This window comes from Pseudomonas sp. 22490, assembly GCF_052044465.1.
Lineage (GTDB): Bacteria > Pseudomonadota > Gammaproteobacteria > Pseudomonadales > Pseudomonadaceae > Pseudomonas > Pseudomonas aeruginosa.
Map to the genome: position 1 here is coordinate 23777 of NZ_JBQENS010000020.1, position 17347 is coordinate 41123.

The 17347-nt window shown below is 66.4% G+C and carries 15 protein-coding genes; 11 read left to right on the forward strand and 4 right to left on the reverse strand.

What is annotated here, in order from left to right; all coding sequences use genetic code 11:
* Window positions 1–245 precede the first annotated feature (245 nt).
* From ccoN to ACTJJX_RS21105, 3 genes are all read left to right on the forward strand, one after another.
* Window positions 246–1688, forward strand: coding sequence for a cytochrome-c oxidase, cbb3-type subunit I (gene ccoN / locus ACTJJX_RS21095; RefSeq protein ID WP_016851743.1), 1443 nt, complete (start codon window positions 246–248; stop codon window positions 1686–1688).
* A gap of 2 nt (window positions 1689–1690) precedes the next feature.
* Window positions 1691–1912 carry a hypothetical protein gene (locus ACTJJX_RS21100; protein WP_016851744.1) on the forward strand — a complete coding sequence of 74 codons (222 nt, stop codon included), beginning with the start codon at window positions 1691–1693 and terminating at the stop codon, window positions 1910–1912.
* A gap of 91 nt (window positions 1913–2003) precedes the next feature.
* The gene (locus ACTJJX_RS21105; protein ID WP_003113608.1) at window positions 2004–3161 is read left to right on the forward strand and encodes a CBS domain-containing protein; all 1158 of its coding nucleotides are present in this window, start codon (window positions 2004–2006) and stop codon (window positions 3159–3161) included.
* On the opposite strand, the gene ACTJJX_RS21110 is transcribed toward ACTJJX_RS21105, so the two are convergent.
* On the reverse strand, window positions 3149–4012 hold the full coding sequence (locus tag ACTJJX_RS21110) for a LysR family transcriptional regulator (RefSeq protein WP_003098205.1): 864 nt from the start codon (window positions 4010–4012) through the stop codon (window positions 3149–3151). The two genes, ACTJJX_RS21105 and ACTJJX_RS21110, sit on opposite strands and share 13 nt — an antisense overlap.
* A gap of 284 nt (window positions 4013–4296) precedes the next feature.
* Between ACTJJX_RS21110 and ACTJJX_RS21115 the strand changes: the two genes are divergently transcribed.
* A complete protein-coding gene (locus tag ACTJJX_RS21115; protein WP_003098204.1) occupies window positions 4297–4572 on the forward strand; it encodes a hypothetical protein in 276 nt (91 codons plus the stop codon).
* A 48-nt stretch (window positions 4573–4620) separates the two neighbouring features.
* Here the strand turns inward: ACTJJX_RS21115 and ACTJJX_RS21120 are convergent, their stop codons facing one another.
* A complete protein-coding gene (locus tag ACTJJX_RS21120) occupies window positions 4621–5826 on the reverse strand; it encodes a GGDEF domain-containing protein (RefSeq protein WP_003098203.1) in 1206 nt (401 codons plus the stop codon).
* Between the two features lie 248 nt (window positions 5827–6074).
* Here ACTJJX_RS21120 and ACTJJX_RS21125 point away from each other — a divergent pair, with 248 nt between their 5' ends.
* From ACTJJX_RS21125 to ACTJJX_RS21135, 3 genes are read left to right on the forward strand one after another with little or no spacing between them, the layout of a single operon-like run.
* The gene (locus tag ACTJJX_RS21125; RefSeq protein WP_003113607.1) at window positions 6075–7079 is read left to right on the forward strand and encodes a GlxA family transcriptional regulator; all 1005 of its coding nucleotides are present in this window, start codon (window positions 6075–6077) and stop codon (window positions 7077–7079) included.
* Window positions 7080–7101: 22 nt separating this feature from the next.
* Window positions 7102–7344, forward strand: coding sequence for a DUF1272 domain-containing protein (locus tag ACTJJX_RS21130; protein ID WP_003088038.1), 243 nt, complete (start codon window positions 7102–7104; stop codon window positions 7342–7344).
* A gap of 4 nt (window positions 7345–7348) precedes the next feature.
* Complete coding sequence (locus ACTJJX_RS21135; RefSeq protein WP_014603042.1) at window positions 7349–8518, forward strand: MFS transporter; 1170 nt, start codon at window positions 7349–7351, stop codon at window positions 8516–8518.
* A gap of 58 nt (window positions 8519–8576) precedes the next feature.
* Here ACTJJX_RS21135 and nfuA read toward each other — a convergent pair whose 3' ends face one another.
* Together nfuA and ACTJJX_RS21145 are read right to left on the reverse strand one after the other, a co-directional pair.
* Window positions 8577–9161 carry a Fe-S biogenesis protein NfuA gene (nfuA, locus tag ACTJJX_RS21140; RefSeq protein WP_003088034.1) on the reverse strand — a complete coding sequence of 195 codons (585 nt, stop codon included), beginning with the start codon at window positions 9159–9161 and terminating at the stop codon, window positions 8577–8579.
* 122 nt (window positions 9162–9283) lie between these two features.
* Entirely contained in the window at window positions 9284–11572 is a 2289-nt protein-coding gene (locus tag ACTJJX_RS21145) for a fatty acid cis/trans isomerase (RefSeq protein ID WP_016851745.1), read from the reverse strand.
* A gap of 361 nt (window positions 11573–11933) precedes the next feature.
* Here ACTJJX_RS21145 and tsi1 point away from each other — a divergent pair, with 361 nt between their 5' ends.
* The 4 genes from tsi1 to ACTJJX_RS21165 all read left to right on the forward strand — a co-directional run bounded on the left by tsi1 (window position 11934) and on the right by ACTJJX_RS21165 (window position 17298).
* Window positions 11934–12452: a type IV secretion system immunity protein Tsi1 gene (gene tsi1, locus ACTJJX_RS21150; protein WP_003120232.1), complete on the forward strand. Its 519-nt coding sequence runs from the start codon at window positions 11934–11936 to the stop codon at window positions 12450–12452.
* A gap of 41 nt (window positions 12453–12493) precedes the next feature.
* Window positions 12494–12958 (forward strand): type VI secretion system effector peptidoglycanhydrolase Tse1, encoded by a 465-nt coding sequence (tse1, locus tag ACTJJX_RS21155; protein WP_003088027.1) that lies wholly within the window; start codon window positions 12494–12496, stop codon window positions 12956–12958.
* A 258-nt stretch (window positions 12959–13216) separates the two neighbouring features.
* On the forward strand, window positions 13217–16921 hold the full coding sequence (gene metH / locus ACTJJX_RS21160; RefSeq protein ID WP_003088025.1) for a methionine synthase: 3705 nt from the start codon (window positions 13217–13219) through the stop codon (window positions 16919–16921).
* A 14-nt stretch (window positions 16922–16935) separates the two neighbouring features.
* Entirely contained in the window at window positions 16936–17298 is a 363-nt protein-coding gene (locus ACTJJX_RS21165; protein WP_003098191.1) for a YggL family protein, read from the forward strand.
* The last annotated feature ends 49 nt before the right edge of the window (window positions 17299–17347 follow it).

The window sequence follows — 17347 nt, forward strand, 5'->3', positions numbered from 1 at the left end:
ACAATTCAATAATTTTGCACTGTAATAGCAACATTATTCGTTGGAGACGAATAAAGCTCCCCTCCTAGAATGGCCACCAGTGCCATGAGCCGTCTGTTCCGAGCCTTCCAGACGAAGATCCGACCTCCGCACTCCATCGACCCGGCAACGGGATACCCAGAAGAATACCGATAACCCAACGAGGACCCGAGGGTCGCGCCTGCTCGCCAGCCGGCCGGACCCCGGGGCCCGGCGTGCCAGCGACCATGAACGATACGGATAGCAGAAAAGATCCGGACGGCTACAACTACGACGTCGTCCGCCAGTTCACCTTGATGACCCTGGTCTGGGGCATCCTCGGCATGGGCCTGGGGGTGTTCATCGCCGCCCAACTGGTCTGGCCGGCGCTCAACCTCGACCTGCCCTGGACCAGCTTCGGCCGCATCCGCCCGATCCACACCAGCCTGGTGATCTTCGCCTTCGGCGGCAGCGCGTTGTTCGCCACCTCCTTCTACGTGGTGCAGCGCACCAGCGGCGTGCGGCTGATCTCCGATGCCCTGGCGCGCTTCGTGTTCTGGGGCTGGCAGGCGGCGATCGTGGGGATGATCGTCAGCTACCCGCTGGGCTATACCACCTCCAAGGAATACGCCGAGATGGAATGGCCGCTGGCGCTGTGGATGGCGATCGTCTGGGTGGTCTATGCCTACCTGTTCTTCGGCACCATCGCCCGTCGCAAGGTGAAGCACATCTACGTCGGCAACTGGTTCTACGGCGCCTTCATCATCGTCACCGCGATGGTCCATATGGTGAACCACGCATTGCTGCCGGTGAGCCTGGGCAAGTCCTACTCGGCCTATTCCGGCGCCACCGACGCGATGATCCAGTGGTGGTACGGGCACAGCGTGGTCGGCTTCATCCTCTCGGTCGGCTTCCTCGGCATGATGTACTACTTCGTGCCCAAGCAGGCCGGGCGACCGATCTACTCCTATCGCCTGTCCATCGTGCATTTCTGGGCGATCATCTCGATCTACATCTGGGCCGGCCCGCACCACCTGCACTACACCGCGCTACCGGACTGGGCGCAGTCGCTCGGCATGGTGATGTCGCTGATCCTCCTGGCACCGAGCTGGGGCGGCATGATCAACGGCATGATGACCCTCTCCGGGGCCTGGCATAAGTTGCGCGACGACCCGATCCTGCGCTTCCTGGTGGTGTCCCTGGCGTTCTACGGCATGTCCACCTTCGAAGGCCCGATGATGGCGATCAAGACGGTCAACTCGCTGTCCCACTACACCGACTGGACCATCGGCCATGTCCACGCCGGCGCCCTCGGCTGGGTGGCGATGATCTCCATCGGCACGCTCTACCACATGATCCCGAAACTCTGGGGCCGCGAGCGGATGCACAGCGTCGGCCTGATCAACGCGCACTTCTGGCTGGCCACCATCGGCACCGTGCTGTACATCGCCTCGATGTGGGTCAACGGCATCACCCAGGGCCTGATGTGGCGGGCGGTCAACGAGGACGGCACGCTCACCTACTCGTTCGTCGAGGCGCTGGTGGCCAGCCATCCGGGCTACGTGGTGCGCCTGCTCGGCGGCGCCACCTTCGCCAGCGGCATGCTGCTGATGGCCTACAACACCTGGCGGACCCTGCGCAGCGCGCAGGAGCAGCGGCAGCCGGTCCTGGCGGCCGGCCAGGGGGCCTGAACATGCTGTTGTCCCTGCTGTGCCTCCCCACCCTGGTGCTCGGCATCGCGCTCAGCCTCGCCGGCAGTACCCGCGAGGAACGCGAGCAGGCCGCCCTGCTGCCGTTCGCCGACGATCCCGAGGCCGCCCGCCGGGTCGCCCGGAATACCGGCAAGATCTGCCGGCAGGTGGTCCGCCCCCTCGAGGAATCCCGCGAGGCCGCCGGCCCGCCGTTCCTCGCCTGAACCGACTCCATCATCCAGGGATGGATGCCTCCAGCACGAAAGTGCCTTACGGGGCCGGCAACGGCCCCTTTCTTTCGCTTCGAAGAGTTCCATGAACGACTCCCCCAGCACCGCCGTACGCACCTGGCTGAAAGGCTTCCGCCCCCTGACCCTGAACGCTCGACCGCGCGACTGCCTGCGCGCCGGACTCGGTGCCTGCATCGGCGCGCTCGCCGCGGTATTCGCCTGCCAGGCGTTGTTCGGCAGCGAACTGGCGCTGCGCCTGGCAGCGCCGCTCGGCGCATCCGCCGTACTACTGTTCGCCCTCGCCTCCAGCCCCCTGGCGCAACCCTGGTCGATGCTCGGCGGCAACCTGGTCGCCGCCCTGGCCGGCGGCCTCAGCGCCTACTGGTTCGGACACGATCTGGCCCCGGCCCTGGTCGGCATGGCCCTCGGCATGCTGCTGATGTTCGCCCTGCGCTGCCTGCATCCGCCGAGCTGCGCGCTGGCCCTGAGCGTGGCCCTCAACCCGTCCCTGAGCGAACTCGGCATCGACGTGGTCTGGCCGATCCTGCTCTCCACCCTGGTGCTGATCGGCTGCGCGCTGCTCTACAACAACCTGATGCGCTCTCCCTACCCGCGCCCCTACCAGTCGCCGCGGGCCAATCTCCATGGCACCCGCGACCTGGCGCCGAGCGCGCGTACGGACTTCTCCGCCCGGGACCTGGACCAGGCGCTGCAGGACTTCGGCGAATACGTCGACATCACCCGCGACGACCTCGAGCGACTGATCCACCATACCGAGCGCTACGCCTTGCGCCGGCGCATGGGCGAGCTGACCGCGGCACGGATCATGTCCCGCGACGTGCAGACCGCCAGCACCGAGACCTTCATCGACGACGCCTGGAAGCAGTTGCAGGAACACCGTCTGAAGGCCCTGCCGGTGCTCGACGAGCATCGGCGGCTGGCCGGCATCGTCACCCAGAGCGACCTGCTCAAGCACTTCCGCCCCGACGGCAGCCCGTTCAAGCGCCTGCGCTTCCTGCGCGGGACCAAGCTGAAGACGATCATGACCACCCCGGTGGTCTGCGTACAGGCCGACACCCACGCCGTCGAACTGGTCTCGCTGCTATCCGACGAAGGCCTGCACTGCCTGCCGGTGCTCAACGAGGCCGGCTACCTGGTCGGCATCGTCAGCCAGACCGACCTGATCGCCGCGCTCTACCGCAACTGGCTGCAGCACCTGGGCCAGGCCGATCAGATCACGTAGTCCCAGCGCTGCGACCAGTCGCTGTCCTCGCGGACCACTTCGCGCAGCAACTGGAACGCATGGCGCAGGGTCGGCGACAGGCGCTCGCGGGAGTACACCAGGTAGGTCGGGTAGGCGAACTCCGGCGCCTGCTCGACCCGTTGCAGGGTGCCGCCATCCAGGTAGCTGCTCACCACCCGGGTACGGAAATAACCGCTGCCGCCGTTCTGCATGATGTACTGCAGGGCCAGCGGACCGAGGTTGCAGGCTAGCGCGGCCTTGGCCCGGTCCGGCAGCGCGGCATCGTGCTGGCTGCGGAAATCCGGGCCCCAGTCGACATACAGATAAGGCTCCGCGGATAGCACGGAACGCACCATCACCAGCTTTTCCTCCAGCAACTGCTCGACCTGCAGCCCCGGCCAGTATTCCGGCTGGTAGACCAGCGCGGCGTCCAGCGCGCCCTGCTCCAGTTGCTTGAGCAGGTCGGCACCCTGGCCGATCTCGACCCGCACGGCGTGGCCGGGAATCGCCTCGCGCAGGCGCCGCATCCAGTTAAGCAGCAGCGGATTGCACAGGCTGACCTCGCCGCCGAGGTTGAGCAGGTTGCGGAAGCCGTCCGGCAGCGGCAGGTCGCGTCGCGCCGCATCCCAGGTCTGCACCAGTTGGCTGGCGTAGCCGAGGAAGTGCTCGCCGTCGGCGGTCAGGCGCGCGCCCGCGCGGTTGCGCACGAACAGCCGGCAGCCGAGTTGCCCTTCGAGGTTCTGGATGCGCGCGGTGACGGCGGTCTGGGTCAGGTGCAGGCGTTCCGCGGCAGCGACGAAGCTACCGCTGCGGGCGATCTCCAGGAAGGTACGGGCGAGGTCGATATCCATGCGAAGCGGTCCGCTGCCACAGGTGGGCCGCCATTCTAGGCTGTGCAGGCGCGGGCGGCGAGCGCAAGGCGGCCTGGCCGCCCTCCTGGAGTTCTGCGACAAAACACCGCGCCTAGCCGCTTCGGCACGCTAAAACCCTTCGAAAAAGCGACAACCTGTTGCACAAACGCGCCACGCCGTGACTTTTTCGCTTTCGAAAGCATCAGTTAGCGTGACCGAACACGGTGGAGCCGGGAAGCGCCACCCATGTTCCACACAGACATGAACGAGAGAGACCGACTCCCATGAACGCTACGCTCCGTTTCAACGAGGCTTTGCTGATCACCGGGCGCGCCTTCCAGCCATACCAGTGCGTTGCCTGGTCCGAGCTAGGCAGTGACGGCGGCCTGAGCCTGTCCGTAGTCGATCGCACTGGCACCCGCCTGCTGGGCCGTGCACGCATTCCGAGCTCCGCCTACTCCGATCCGGAGCAGCTTGCCGGCCTGCTGCAACAGGCACGCGAAGAACTCAGCCACAACGGCTACAACCTGCAGGACTGGAGTATGCCCAGCCAAGGCTGAGCCGCTCCATACGACGAAAGGCGCCCATGGGCGCCTTTTTCGTTTCCTCTATTCGAGGCGGTCGTGCTGCCGGAACGCCACGCGCACCGCGTTGCGCCCTGCATCCTTGGCCTCGTAGAGCGCGCGGTCGGCCTCGCGATAGAGCGCGTCCAGGCCCATGCCGGAGGTCGAATAGGCCACCCCCAGGCTGATGGTCAGGCAGGGGCCGGCGCTGGAGCCCAGGTGCTCGATGCCCAGCGCCTCCACCGCCTGCCGCAGGCGCTCGGCGATGGCCAGGGTGTTGCCCTCCTCGCTGTCGTAGAGCAACACGGCGAACTCCTCCCCGCCCAGGCGCGCGGCGATATCCAGCGGCCGCCGCGCGCCCTGCCGGAGCACGACGCCAAGCTGGCGCAGGGCGGCATCGCCGGCCGGATGCCCGTAGTGGTCGTTGTAGGCCTTGAAGTCGTCGACATCCACCAGGATCAGCGCCACTCCCTTTTCTTCGCGGGCGCCCTGCTCCAGGGCCCGCTGGGCGAGCAGCTCGTAGTAGCGTCGGTTGACCAGGCCGGTGAGGCTGTCCTGTTCGGCCATCATGCCCAGCAGCCGCCGGCCGAGGAACTGCTCGCGCTGGGCGTAGTCCTGCAGGTACAGGGCGAACGAACAGATCAGCACCACCAGGCCGTTGTAGAGCGTATTCAGCAGGTTGGTACGCAGGTTCTCTTCGCCGCCGAAAAGCAGGAATACCGCCAGGTTCAGGGCCAGGCACAGCAACGCCAGGCGCACGCAGGCCCAGAACGCCAGGCCGAGCGGGAAGAACACCGCGAGGATACCCAGGGTCGCGCCCAGTTGGGTGAAGCGCGGCACCCCATGCCACTCGAACAGCACGTCGCAGGCCAGCACCGCCAGGTTGATCAGCAGCAGGCAGTAGGGCGCGATGGCATCGCCGACCTTGCGCAGGCTGGGCAGGAAGGCCGCCGGCCAGACCACCAGCAGCAGGCCGATCATTCCCAGGCGCACGCCCAGCAGTTGCTCGAACAGGCTGGGGTGCAGGCGGATGTCCACCATCATCCAGTCGGCCACGATGAACAGCGCCCAGATCAGGAACGCCACCCCGATGGCAGCGCGCCGCTGCATCAGCGAGTTCCAGCTGAGAAACTCGCGAAACTCGTTTTCCAGCTCCTTTTCGAACCGCAACCAACGAAAGCCGTTGCGCAACTGGCGCGCATACGGATTATCCGGCAGACCAGCCTGTACCAGGCTGTCGCGTGCAAGCATGCTGACTCCCCTACCTCGGACCGAACGCTGAAACAGGCCTGGACGACAATACCCTGGCGCCTCTGCAGCGATGAGTCAAAAAGCCATCACCCGTTACCAGACAATAGGGCATGCGGCGTGCCGAGGCGATACCAACCATCGGCGCAGCGGGACGCCCCGGCGAGCGAATGGCAAGATCCGTGGGCCGACTGGCATTGCGGCCAGGCCCGAAGGACGCCAGACTGCCGCCATCGCCATGAGGTTGTGCCATGCCCGAACCGCGCCTGATTGCCTGCCTGATCTATCCCGACGTGATGAGCCTGGACGTGACCGGACCGCTGCAGGTATTCGCCTCGGCCAACGTCGAACGCCAGCGCCAGGGCCTGCCGCCTTTCTACCGGATACAGGTGCTCGGCGAGCGTAGCGAAGCGGTGCCCAGTTCCGCGGGCATCCGCATCTGCGCCGACCTCGCCTGGCGCGACTGTCCGCCGGAAAGCCTGGACACCCTGTTGGTGCCCGGCGGCCTCGGTGTCGAGGCGCAGACCCGCAACGCCGACCTGCTCGCCTGGCTGAAAGCCGCCGAACCGTGCATACGGCGGCTCGGCTCGGTGTGTTCGGGAGCGCTGATCCTGGCCGCCGCCGGGGTTCTCGACGGGCGCCCGGCGACCACCCACTGGGCCGACGTGGCGACGCTGCGCCAGGGGTTTCCCGGCGTCCATGTGCAAGGCGACCGCCTGCACACCTACGACCCGCGGTGCCGCGACGGCGACGCCCACATCTTCACCTCGGCCGGCGTCACGGCGGGAATCGACCTGGCCCTGGCGCTGGTCGAGGCCGACCTCGGCCGCAGCCTGGCGCTCAGCGTCGCGCGACGCCTGGTGATGTTCCTCAAGCGTCCTGGCGGCCAGGCCCAGTTCAGCGCCTGGCTGACCCCGGAACCGAGCCGCACCCCGCGCCTGGCCGCGCTGCTGGAGTGGATTCCCGCCAACCTCGCCGGCGACCTGTCCCTGGAAGCCCTCGCCGACCAGGCCTGCATGAGCCCGCGTACGCTGTCCCGGGTATTTCTCCAGGAACTGGGCGTGGCGCCCGGTCGCTACGTCGAGCGGGTTCGCCTGGAGGCCGCGCGCGCCCTGCTGCAGGACGCCCAGGCGTCGATCGCCACGGTGTCCCGGCTGTGCGGCTTCGGCCATCCGGAAAACCTCCGGCGGACGTTCCACAAGCATCTTTCGGTCAGCCCCCAGGAATACGCCGAACGCTTCGGCATGCTGGCCTGACGCTCCCACCGAGGACCTTCCCATGCTGGAACTGCGCCCCAACTGCGAGTGCTGCGACCGCGACCTGCCCGGCGACAGCGGCGACGCGCTGATCTGCACCTTCGAGTGCACCTTCTGCCGCGATTGCGCGACGACCCGCCTGGGCGGCCAGTGCCCGAACTGCGGCGGCGAACTGCTGGCCCGGCCAAGGCGTCCGCGGGATGCGCTGGTCCGTCAGCCTGCCTCCAGCCGACGCGTCGTCAGGCCCGGCGGTTGTCCGGAGTGACGCCATGCTGCTACGCAACCCGACCCTGCTCCTGCTGTTCTGCGGCCAGGCCCTGTACTGGTCCTGCTCGCTGATCGGCATAACCCTGACCGCCCTGGTCGGCGTCCAGCTGGCGCCGTTGAACAGCCTGGCTACCCTGCCCCTGGCCCTGCTGGTGCTGGGCAACCTGCTGGCGGTGCAGCCGTTGTCGCACTTCATGCAGCGCCACGGCCGACGTCCCGGGCTGATGCTCGGCGCCGGCGGCGGCGTGCTCGGCGGCCTGGTCTGCGCCGCCGGTGTCTGGACTGGCGATTTCCTCTGGTTCTGTCTCGGCGCGCTGGGCATCGGGGTCTACCAGGCCTCGGCCATGTACTACCGGTTCGCCGCGCTGGAGGCGGTGGATGCCGGGCGGAAAGGCCGCGCCAGCGCCTACGTGCTCGCCGGCGGAGTACTCGCCGCGCTGCTGGCGCCGAGCCTGGCGCTGTGGTCGCGCAACGCGCTGGCCCAACCCTTCGTCGGCGCCTATCTGCTGATCGCCGCGCTGGCCCTCGCCGGCCTGCTGCTGATGGCTCTGCTCCGCGAAGGCCAGGCGCCACGCCCGGCACGACTCGCCTGGCGCGACATAGGCGGCCTGTTGCGGCGGCCGGTGGTCCGCGCGGCCATCGCCTGCACCGCGACCGGACACGGATTGATGATCCTGATCATGAACGCCACGCCGCTGGCCATGAGCTTCTGCGGCCTGCCGCTGGAACAGTCGAGTCGGGTCATCCAGTGGCACGTGCTGGGAATGTTCCTTCCGGCGTTCTTCGCCGGACCGCTGGTCGACCGCATCGGCAACCGTCGCGTCGCCCTGCTCGGCGCGTTCCTGCTCGCCGCAAGTGCCGGCATCGCCCTGGACGGGCAGTCGGTCACGCATTTCCTGCTCAGTTCGCTGGCCCTGGGCAGCGGCTGGAACCTGATGCTCATCGCCGGCACCACCCTGCTCGGCGAGGGCCACGCCGAAAGCGAGCGCGGCGCCGCGCAAGGATTGATGGAGCAAGGCAACAGCCTGGTGGCGGCGCTGATGTCGTTCGGCTCCGGCGCCCTGATCACCAGCCTTGGCTGGAACGCGGTGAACCTGCTGGTCTGGCCGGCGCTGCTGGTGGCGCTGGCACTGCTCTGGCCGGTACGACGAACGCGGACGCTGTCGCGCTGAAACGCCGGCAACGAAAAAGGCGACCTTGCGGTCGCCTCTTCTGCTTTACGGAAACGCCTCAGTAGTAGGCGTTCTCCTTGTTGCTGTGGTCGGTCACGTCACGCACGCCCTTCAGTTCGGGAATACGCTCGATCAGGGTCTTCTCGACGCCATCCTTGAGGGTCATGTCGACCATCCCGCAGCCCTGGCAACCGCCGCCGAAACGCAACACGGCGATGTTGTCCTCGACCACGTCGACCAGGCTCACCTGTCCGCCGTGGCTGGCCAGCCCGGGATTGATCTCGGTCTGCAGGTAGTAGTTGATGCGTTCGGTGATCGGGCTGTCCTCGTTGACCATCGGCACCTTGGCGTTCGGCGCCTTGATGGTCAGCTGGCCGCCCATGCGGTCGGTGGCGTAGTCCACCACCGCATCTTCGAGGAAGGGCTCGCTGACCGCATCGATCCAGGCAGTGAAGTCCTTCAGGGCGATGGCGGTGTCCTCGACCTTTTCCTCGCCCGGCTTGCAGTAGGCGATGCAGGTTTCCGCGTACTGGGTACCCGGCTGGGTGATGAAGATACGAATGCCGATACCCGGGGTGCTCTGCTTCTCCAGCAACTCGGCCAGATACGCTTGGGCAGCTTCGGTAATGGTGATGGCGCTCATGGCAACTCCTCGCAAATATGCCGACAGTTTACGCCAATCGGTACTTGCGGATAAAGCCCTAGTAAATTAGTAGGAATAATTCGCGATAACCGACCCGCCCCTTGTGGAGCGGGTCGCGAGACTCAGAGGTTCTCGTAGCGGTTCATGTCCAGTGCGCCCGCCTCGACCGGCTCGGTTTCGCGGATGTACGCCTCGAGATCGTGGAAGTAGCTCCAGAACTGCGGATTGCTGCGGCGCACGCCCCAGCGTTCGACCACCTTGTCGAAGTCCTCGCCGCTCTTCGCCGCCTCCAGGGCGCCGACGAAGGCCTCGGCATCCGTCGCCGGCAGATCGAACATGAAGTTCGGGTAGCTGGACAGCACGCCCGGGTAGATCGTCAGGGTGTCCAGGCCCGGCTGGTAGCGCAGCGACTCGCCGAGCATGAAGGCGACATTGCTGTGCGCGCGGTTGCGCAGCACGGTATAGACCTCGCGCTTGCCGCTGGACGTACGTAACCGCAGCATGGTCGCCTCGGGGAAGCGCTCGATGACCTTGAGGCCGGCCGCCGGCCGGCTCACCAGGCGACTGAAGGCCTGCTCGGCGTCCTGCAGTTCGCGGTCGATGCCCGGTCGATAGCAGTTGCCGTCCAGGCAGCGGTTGATCGGGTCGGGACGCGCATTGAGGTCGCCGTAGCGACGCAGCAGTTCTTCGGCGAAGGCCTTCTTCGGCTGCTTCTCCGGCAATCCCAGCGCGCTCGGCGTGTCGTCGTCGAAGGCCTGGTAGTCCATCCACATCTTCAGCTTGCCGCTGTTCTGGTACCAGTCGTCGAGCAACGGCTGGCGCGCGTCGACCGGCATCAGGCGGAGGAAGTTCTGCTCGGCGCCGTTGCGGATCAGGTCGAAGTACAGCCGCGTCTGCGCCTGGTGCGAGACGTTGCCGAAGACATCGAAGTTCACCACCAGCCCGTAGTAGGTTCGCTCGAACAGCGGGTAGTCCATCAGCCACAGGGTCTGCGGTACCTCGCCAAGCAGGCCCTTGCGCACCGAGGCGCTGTCGAACTGGCGGAAGATGCTCAGCAGGGCGTTGTCGTTGCCGTGCCAGAGCGTGTTCCAGGTCGGCGGCGGCGCGTCGGCGTAGACGTCCTGGCGCAGGTCTTCGTACTCGTTGCGCTTGTCCCGGTAGGCGCTCCACAGGCCGAGCAGGTTCTTCAGCTCGTCGATCTGCCCCGGCAAGGCCAGCAGCGGCTCGCTCTGCGCGCGGAAGTTGGCGTCGGTGACGAACAGGTCCTGCTCGGGGTCCTGGAATACCACCCAGAAGTTGTCGCGGATCACGTCGGTGGCGATCTGTCCACGGCACACCGGCCCGCGGATGAAGGTACGGGTGAAGTATTCGGCGTTGTCCAGCATGAACTGGTAGCGCGCCCGTGGCGGGATCGCGGCAAAGGTGGCGAACGGGTTGGCGCGGCTCTGCACGCCGTAGCCGGGAACCTTGTCGGTGTTCCACTGGGTGCCGAAGAACAGCTCCTGGACGCGCTCCAGCTTCTTCGCCGTCAGCGGATAGGTGATGTGCGTCTTGTGTACGATCACGCCCTGGATCGGCCAGAGGCGGTAATAGAAGCTGTTGCCCGGATCGTCGTTGGGACGCCGGGTCGGGATCGGGTCGATCGGCTGGCCGCTGGGCGTGCGCGAACGCACCAGCTGGAAGAAGTGGCCGGGCGCGCCCTGCTCCGGGAAATACAGGTGCGCCAGGAACAGGTGCTCGTAGAGCCAGCGCGAGACCAGGCTCTGCTTGGCCCCAGGCTGGTTGAGGAAACGCTCCCAGCTGGCCACCTGGCGCGCCTCGGCGGCGGTCGGCCGCAACGGCTGCTGGTCGACCGGGGCGCCCGCGGCCAGCCACTTCTGCAAGGTGGCGTATTCGTCGTCGCTCAGCCCGGCCACCGCGAAAGGCATGCCGGAACCTGGGTTCTTGCGGATGAACGCATCGATGCTGGCCGGCGTCGGGCACTGGTTGGCGCGGTTGATCGAAATGTCCAGGCCTTCGGGGATCTTCGCATTCGGCTGCAACGGCTGGCTGTGGCCAAGCTCGAGCATCCGCGCCATCAGTGCGGCCTGGCCGTCCTGCGGTTCGAGCACCGACCAGAAGTCCTTGCGCCGCCAGGCGTCGGCACCGTGCGCATCGAGGTACAGGCGGGTGGTTTCCTGCGCCTTGGTCCGCGTGCCGTCGTAGACCGGCAGTTGGTTGGCGCCGCGCTGCGCGCCCTCGGCGCTGCTCAGGTTGAGCTGGCAGGGCGAATCGTAGCAGGCGTGGCAGGCGACGCACTTGGCGGTAAAGATCGGCTGGACGTCACGGCTATAGGAAATTTCAGCAGCGGAAACAGACTGGATAAAAGACGACAAAACGAAGGCCAACCCAACCAACGGTCTTGGCAACATGAACCACTCCTCACTCGGCGACGGGCGATTCTAGCAAACCCGCCTCTCTGCGCCGCACTTTCACAACGGCGGGCGAACGCGCCCCGGATATGAGCCGCCATTTCGCCAGCATTCCACCGGCTTCGGCCGCCACGTATGCTAGCCGGGCTCCCAGGCCCGCCCTGGCGATCAAGGACGATGACTTCGAGGAAACAGGGATATGTTTCGACTCGCCGCGCCCCATCCGCGCCGGTTCGCGTGCGCCCCACGTCCCCTCTTCGCCGCTTTCCGCCTGCTGTCGTCAGGCGGCGCTTCCGTTCGCGCCCGGCGCGGCCTGGTCCATCCTTTCGCCGCCCTGGCGGCCCAACGGAGAACCCGCCCCATGAAACTGCTCGCCGGCAGCTTCGCCGCTCTCTTCCTGAGCCTTTCGGCCCAGGCGGCGGACTGTACTTTCACCCAGCTGGAAATCGTGCCCCAGTTCGGCTCGCCGAACATGTTCGGCGGCGAGGACGAGCACGTCCGCGTGATGTTCAGCAACGAGGATCCCAACGACGACAACCCCGATGCCTTTCCCGAACCGCCGGTCTACCTGGCCGACCGCGACAGCGGCAACGATTGCCGCATAGAGGACGGCGGCATCTGGTCGCGCGGCGGCGTGTTCCTGAGCCAGGACGGTCGGCGCGTGCTGATGCATGAATTCAGCGGCTCCAGCGCCGAGCTGGTGTCCTACGACAGCGCCACCTGCAAGGTGGTGCACCGCGAGGACATCTCCGGCCAGCGCTGGGCGGTGGACAAGGACGGGCTGCGCCTGGGTCAGAAATGCTCGGGCGAATCCGTCGACAGCTGCGCGAAGGTCGTGAAGCGTTCGCTCGCGCCGTTCTGCCAGACCGCAAAGAAATGATCCGGGCCGGAGCGCCCCTTATCGACACGCATAGGTGATACATGGACAGTCTCGATCAATGCATCGTCAACGCCTGCAAGAACAGCTGGGACAAGAGCTACCTGGCCGGCACCCCGAACAAGGACAACTGTTCCGGCTTCGTCCAGTCGGTGGCCGCCGAGCTGGGCGTACCGATGCCCCGCGGCAACGCCAACGCCATGGTCGACGGCCTGGAGCAGAGCTGGACCAAGCTCGCCTCCGGCGCCGAGGCCGCGCAGAAGGCGGCCCAGGGCTTCCTGGTGATCGCCGGCCTGAAGGGCCGCACCTACGGGCACGTCGCGGTGGTCATCAGCGGTCCGCTGTATCGGCAGAAGTACCCGATGTGCTGGTGCGGCAGCATCGCCGGCGCGGTCGGCCAGAGCCAGGGCCTGAAGTCGGTCGGCCAGGTGTGGAATCGTACCGACCGCGACCGCCTCAACTACTACGTCTACTCCCTGGCCAGTTGCAGCCTGCCCAGGGCCAGTTGATTCAGGCCGTGCTGNTTCGCAGCACGATTCCCCACGAGCATCCCGACTCCACTCGCCCGTCCCTTCGCCGCCTGCCTGCGCACTCCGACCTCCGCATTCCGCCCGTATACTGCGACAAAACGGCGCCAGGGATTTTTCCGGCCCGCGAATGAACATCCTTCAACTTGAATGAAATTCATGGTCCGACCACCCCCGGCCGGAAAGCCCCTGCCTTTGTTATGCTTTTCACCTTTCCGCCCACTGACGCCAGGTCCATCCATGTCCAGCCCGCTCACCGATCGCAGCGCCCGCCTGCAAGCCCTCCAGCACGCCCTCAGGGAACGTATCCTGATCCTTGATGGCGGCATGGGCACCATGATCCAGAGCTACAAGCTGGAAGAGGCCGACTACCGCGGCGAGCGCTTCGCCGACTGGCCGAGCGACGTGAAAGGCAACAACGACCTCTTGCTGCTGAGCCGCCCGGACGTGATCCAGGCCATCGAGAAGGCCTACCTCGACGCCGGCGCCGACATCCTCGAGACCAACACCTTCAACGCCACCCAGGTGTCCCAGGCCGACTACGGCATGCAGTCGCTGGCCTACGAACTCAACGTCGAAGGGGCGCGCCTGGCCCGCCAGGTGGCGGACGCGAAGACCGCCGAGACCCCGGACAAGCCGCGTTTCGTCGCCGGCGTGCTCGGCCCGACCAGCCGCACCTGCTCGATTTCCCCGGACGTGAACAACCCCGGCTACCGCAACGTCACCTTCGACGAACTGGTGGAGAACTACGTCGAGGCGACCCGCGGCCTGATCGAAGGCGGCGCCGACCTGATCCTGATCGAGACCATCTTCGACACCCTCAACGCCAAGGCGGCGATCTTCGCCGTCCAGGGCGTGTTCGAGGAACTCGGCGTGGAGCTGCCGATCATGATCTCCGGAACCATCACCGACGCCTCCGGCCGCACCCTGTCGGGCCAGACCACCGAGGCCTTCTGGAACTCGGTGCGGCATGCCCGGCCGATCTCGGTAGGCCTGAACTGCGCCCTCGGCGCCAAGGAATTGCGGCCGTATATCGAGGAACTGTCGACCAAGGCCGACACTCATGTCTCGGCCCACCCCAACGCCGGCCTGCCGAACGCCTTCGGCGAATACGACGAATCGCCGGCGGAAATGGCCGTGGTGGTCGAGGAATTCGCCGCCGCCGGCTTCCTCAATATCGTCGGCGGCTGCTGCGGCACCACCCCGGCGCACATCGAGGCGATCGCCAAGGCAGTGGCCAAGTACCCGCCGCGGGCCATCCCGGAGATTCCCCGGGCCTGTCGCCTGTCCGGCCTGGAGCCGTTCACCATCGACCGCAGCTCGCTGTTCGTCAACGTCGGCGAGCGCACCAACATCACCGGTTCGGCCAAGTTCGCCCGGCTGATCCGCGAGGAAAACTACGCGGAAGCTCTCGAGGTCGCCCAGCAGCAGGTGGAAGCCGGCGCCCAGGTGATCGACATCAACATGGACGAAGGCATGCTGGACTCGAAGGCGGCCATGGTCACCTTTCTCAACCTGATCGCCTCCGAGCCCGACATCTCGCGCGTGCCGATCATGATCGACTCCTCCAAGTGGGAAGTGATCGAGGCCGGCCTGAAGTGCATCCAGGGCAAGGGCATCGTCAACTCGATCTCGATGAAGGAAGGCGTCGAGGCCTTCAAGCACCATGCCCGCCTGTGCAAGCGCTACGGCGCCGCGGTGGTGGTGATGGCCTTCGACGAGGACGGCCAGGCCGACACCCAGGCGCGCAAGGAAGAAATCTGCAAGCGCTCCTACGACATCCTGGTCGACGAAGTCGGCTTCCCACCGGAAGACATCATCTTCGATGCGAACATCTTCGCCATCGCCACCGGCATCGAGGAACACAACAACTACGCGGTCGATTTCATCAACGCCTGCGCCTACATCCGCGACCACCTGCCCTACGCCCTGAGCTCGGGCGGGGTGTCCAACGTGTCCTTCTCGTTCCGCGGCAACAACCCGGTACGCGAGGCGATCCACTCCGTGTTCCTCTACTACGCGATCCGCAACGGCCTGACCATGGGCATCGTCAACGCCGGCCAGCTGGAAATCTACGACGAGATTCCGAAAGCGCTGCGCGACCGGGTCGAGGACGTGGTGCTCAACCGCACGCCCGAGGCCACCGAGGCCCTGCTGGCGATCGCCGACGACTACAAGGGCGGCGGCGCGGTCAAGGAGGCCGAGGACGAGGAATGGCGCAGCTACAGTGTCGAGAAGCGCCTCGAGCATGCGCTGGTCAAGGGCATCACCACCTGGATCGTCGAGGACACCGAGGAATGCCGCCAGCAGTGTGCGCGTCCCATCGAGGTCATCGAAGGTCCGCTGATGTCCGGGATGAACGTGGTCGGCGACCTGTTCGGCGCCGGCAAGATGTTCCTCCCGCAGGTGGTCAAGTCCGCGCGAGTGATGAAGCAGGCGGTGGCCCACCTGATTCCCTTCATCGAGGCGGAGAAAGGCGACAAGCCGGAAGCCAAGGGCAAGATCCTGATGGCCACGGTGAAGGGCGACGTGCACGACATCGGCAAGAACATCGTCGGCGTGGTGCTCGGCTGCAACGGCTATGACGTGGTCGACCTCGGCGTGATGGTGCCGGCGGAGAAGATCCTGCAGACCGCCATCGCCGAGAAATGCGACATCATCGGCCTGTCTGGCCTGATCACGCCGTCGCTGGACGAGATGGTCCACGTCGCCAAGGAAATGCAGCGGCAGAATTTCCAGTTGCCGCTGATGATCGGCGGCGCCACTACCTCGAAGGCGCATACCGCGGTGAAGATCGATCCGCAGTACAGCAACGACGCGGTGGTCTACGTCACCGACGCCTCGCGCGCGGTAGGCGTGGCCACCAGCCTGCTGTCCAAGGAGCTGAAGGCCGACTACGTGGCCCGCACCCGCGCCGACTACGCGGTGGTCCGCGAACGCACGGCCAACCGCAGCGCCCGCACCGAGCGGCTGAGCTACGAACAGGCGATCGCCAACAAGCCGGCGTTCGACTGGGCCGGCTACCAGGCGCCGACGCCTTCCTTCACCGGCGTCAGGGTGCTCGACGAGATCGACCTCGCGGTGCTCGCCGAGTACATCGACTGGACGCCGTTCTTCATTTCCTGGGACCTGGCCGGCAAGTACCCGCGCATCCTCACCGACGAGGTGGTCGGCGAGGCCGCCACCTCGTTGTTCAACGACGCCCAGGCGATGCTGAAGAAGCTGATCGACGAGAAGCTGATCAAGGCCCGCGCGGTGTTCGGCTTCTGGCCGGCCAACCAGGTCGAGCACGACGACCTGGAGGTCTACGGCGCCGATGGCGAGACCCTCGCCACCCTGCACCACCTGCGGCAGCAGACGATCAAGCCGGACGGCAAGCCGAACCTGTCGCTGGCCGATTTCGTCGCGCCGAAGGAAAGCGGCGTGCGCGACTACATCGGCGGCTTCATCACCACCGCCGGGATCGGCGCCGAGGAAGTGGCCAAGGCGTACGAAGCCAAGGGCGACGACTACAACAGCATCATGGTCAAGGCGCTCGCCGACCGCCTCGCCGAAGCCTGCGCCGAGTGGCTGCACGAGCGGGTGCGCAAGGAGTACTGGGGCTACGCCCGCGACGAACACCTCGACAACGAGGCCTTGATCAAGGAGCAATACGTCGGCATCCGCCCGGCACCGGGCTACCCGGCCTGCCCCGACCATACCGAGAAAGGCACTCTGTTCGAACTGCTCGATCCGCAGGGCCTGTCCGGCGTCAGCCTGACCGAGCACTACGCGATGTTCCCGGCCGCGGCGGTCAGCGGTTGGTATTTCGCCCACCCGCAGGCGCAGTACTTCGCGGTCGGCAAGATCGACAAGGACCAGGTGGAACGCTACAGCCAGCGCAAGGGCCAGGAAGCCAGCGTCAGCGAGCGCTGGCTGGCGCCGAACCTTGGCTACGATGACTGACCAGGAAGGCGACGATGAAATTCCTCACTCCCGAGCAGATGGAAAAGCCGCGCAAGCGCCGCCTGCGCAAGAAACTGCGCCTGGGCGAGTTCCAGGAGTTCGGCTTCAGCTTCGAACTGACCTACGACCGCAACGCCCTCTCCCACGACGATGCGCTGGACCATCTGATCGACTTCGTCGAGGCCCAGGGCTGGGTGTTCGGCGGTGGCGGCTCGCCGGAACAGGCGGAGATCAGCGGCTACCTGTGCCTGGCGCGGGTCGGCAGCCTGGACGAGGCGGACCGGGAAAGCGCCCGCCTGTGGCTGGAAGCCCAACCCTGGTGCAAGACCTTCGAGGTCGGCCCGTTGAGCGACTGCTGGCACAACTTCTTCGAGTGAAACCGGCGCCGGCATGACCTGGCCTGGTGCCAGCAGGCGCGAAGCTGCG

Bases quoted from the DNA above. Each gene is read 5' to 3' on its own strand.
- ACTJJX_RS21165 (WP_003098191.1), top strand. From the start codon at position 16,936: ATGAAATTCCTCACTCCCGAGCAGATGGAAAAGCCGCGCAAGCGCCGC.
- metH (WP_003088025.1), top strand. From the start codon at position 13,217: ATGTCCAGCCCGCTCACCGATCGCAGCGCCCGCCTGCAAGCCCTCCAG.
- nfuA (WP_003088034.1), bottom strand. From the start codon at position 9,161: ATGAGCGCCATCACCATTACCGAAGCTGCCCAAGCGTATCTGGCCGAG.
- ACTJJX_RS21125 (WP_003113607.1), top strand. From the start codon at position 6,075: ATGCCCGAACCGCGCCTGATTGCCTGCCTGATCTATCCCGACGTGATG.
- ACTJJX_RS21105 (WP_003113608.1), top strand. From the start codon at position 2,004: ATGAACGACTCCCCCAGCACCGCCGTACGCACCTGGCTGAAAGGCTTC.
- tsi1 (WP_003120232.1), top strand. From the start codon at position 11,934: ATGAAACTGCTCGCCGGCAGCTTCGCCGCTCTCTTCCTGAGCCTTTCG.
- ACTJJX_RS21135 (WP_014603042.1), top strand. From the start codon at position 7,349: ATGCTGCTACGCAACCCGACCCTGCTCCTGCTGTTCTGCGGCCAGGCC.
- ACTJJX_RS21130 (WP_003088038.1), top strand. From the start codon at position 7,102: ATGCTGGAACTGCGCCCCAACTGCGAGTGCTGCGACCGCGACCTGCCC.
- tse1 (WP_003088027.1), top strand. From the start codon at position 12,494: ATGGACAGTCTCGATCAATGCATCGTCAACGCCTGCAAGAACAGCTGG.
- ACTJJX_RS21145 (WP_016851745.1), bottom strand. From the start codon at position 11,572: ATGTTGCCAAGACCGTTGGTTGGGTTGGCCTTCGTTTTGTCGTCTTTT.
- ACTJJX_RS21100 (WP_016851744.1), top strand. From the start codon at position 1,691: ATGCTGTTGTCCCTGCTGTGCCTCCCCACCCTGGTGCTCGGCATCGCG.
- ACTJJX_RS21110 (WP_003098205.1), bottom strand. From the start codon at position 4,012: ATGGATATCGACCTCGCCCGTACCTTCCTGGAGATCGCCCGCAGCGGT.
- ACTJJX_RS21115 (WP_003098204.1), top strand. From the start codon at position 4,297: ATGAACGCTACGCTCCGTTTCAACGAGGCTTTGCTGATCACCGGGCGC.
- ccoN (WP_016851743.1), top strand. From the start codon at position 246: ATGAACGATACGGATAGCAGAAAAGATCCGGACGGCTACAACTACGAC.
- ACTJJX_RS21120 (WP_003098203.1), bottom strand. From the start codon at position 5,826: ATGCTTGCACGCGACAGCCTGGTACAGGCTGGTCTGCCGGATAATCCG.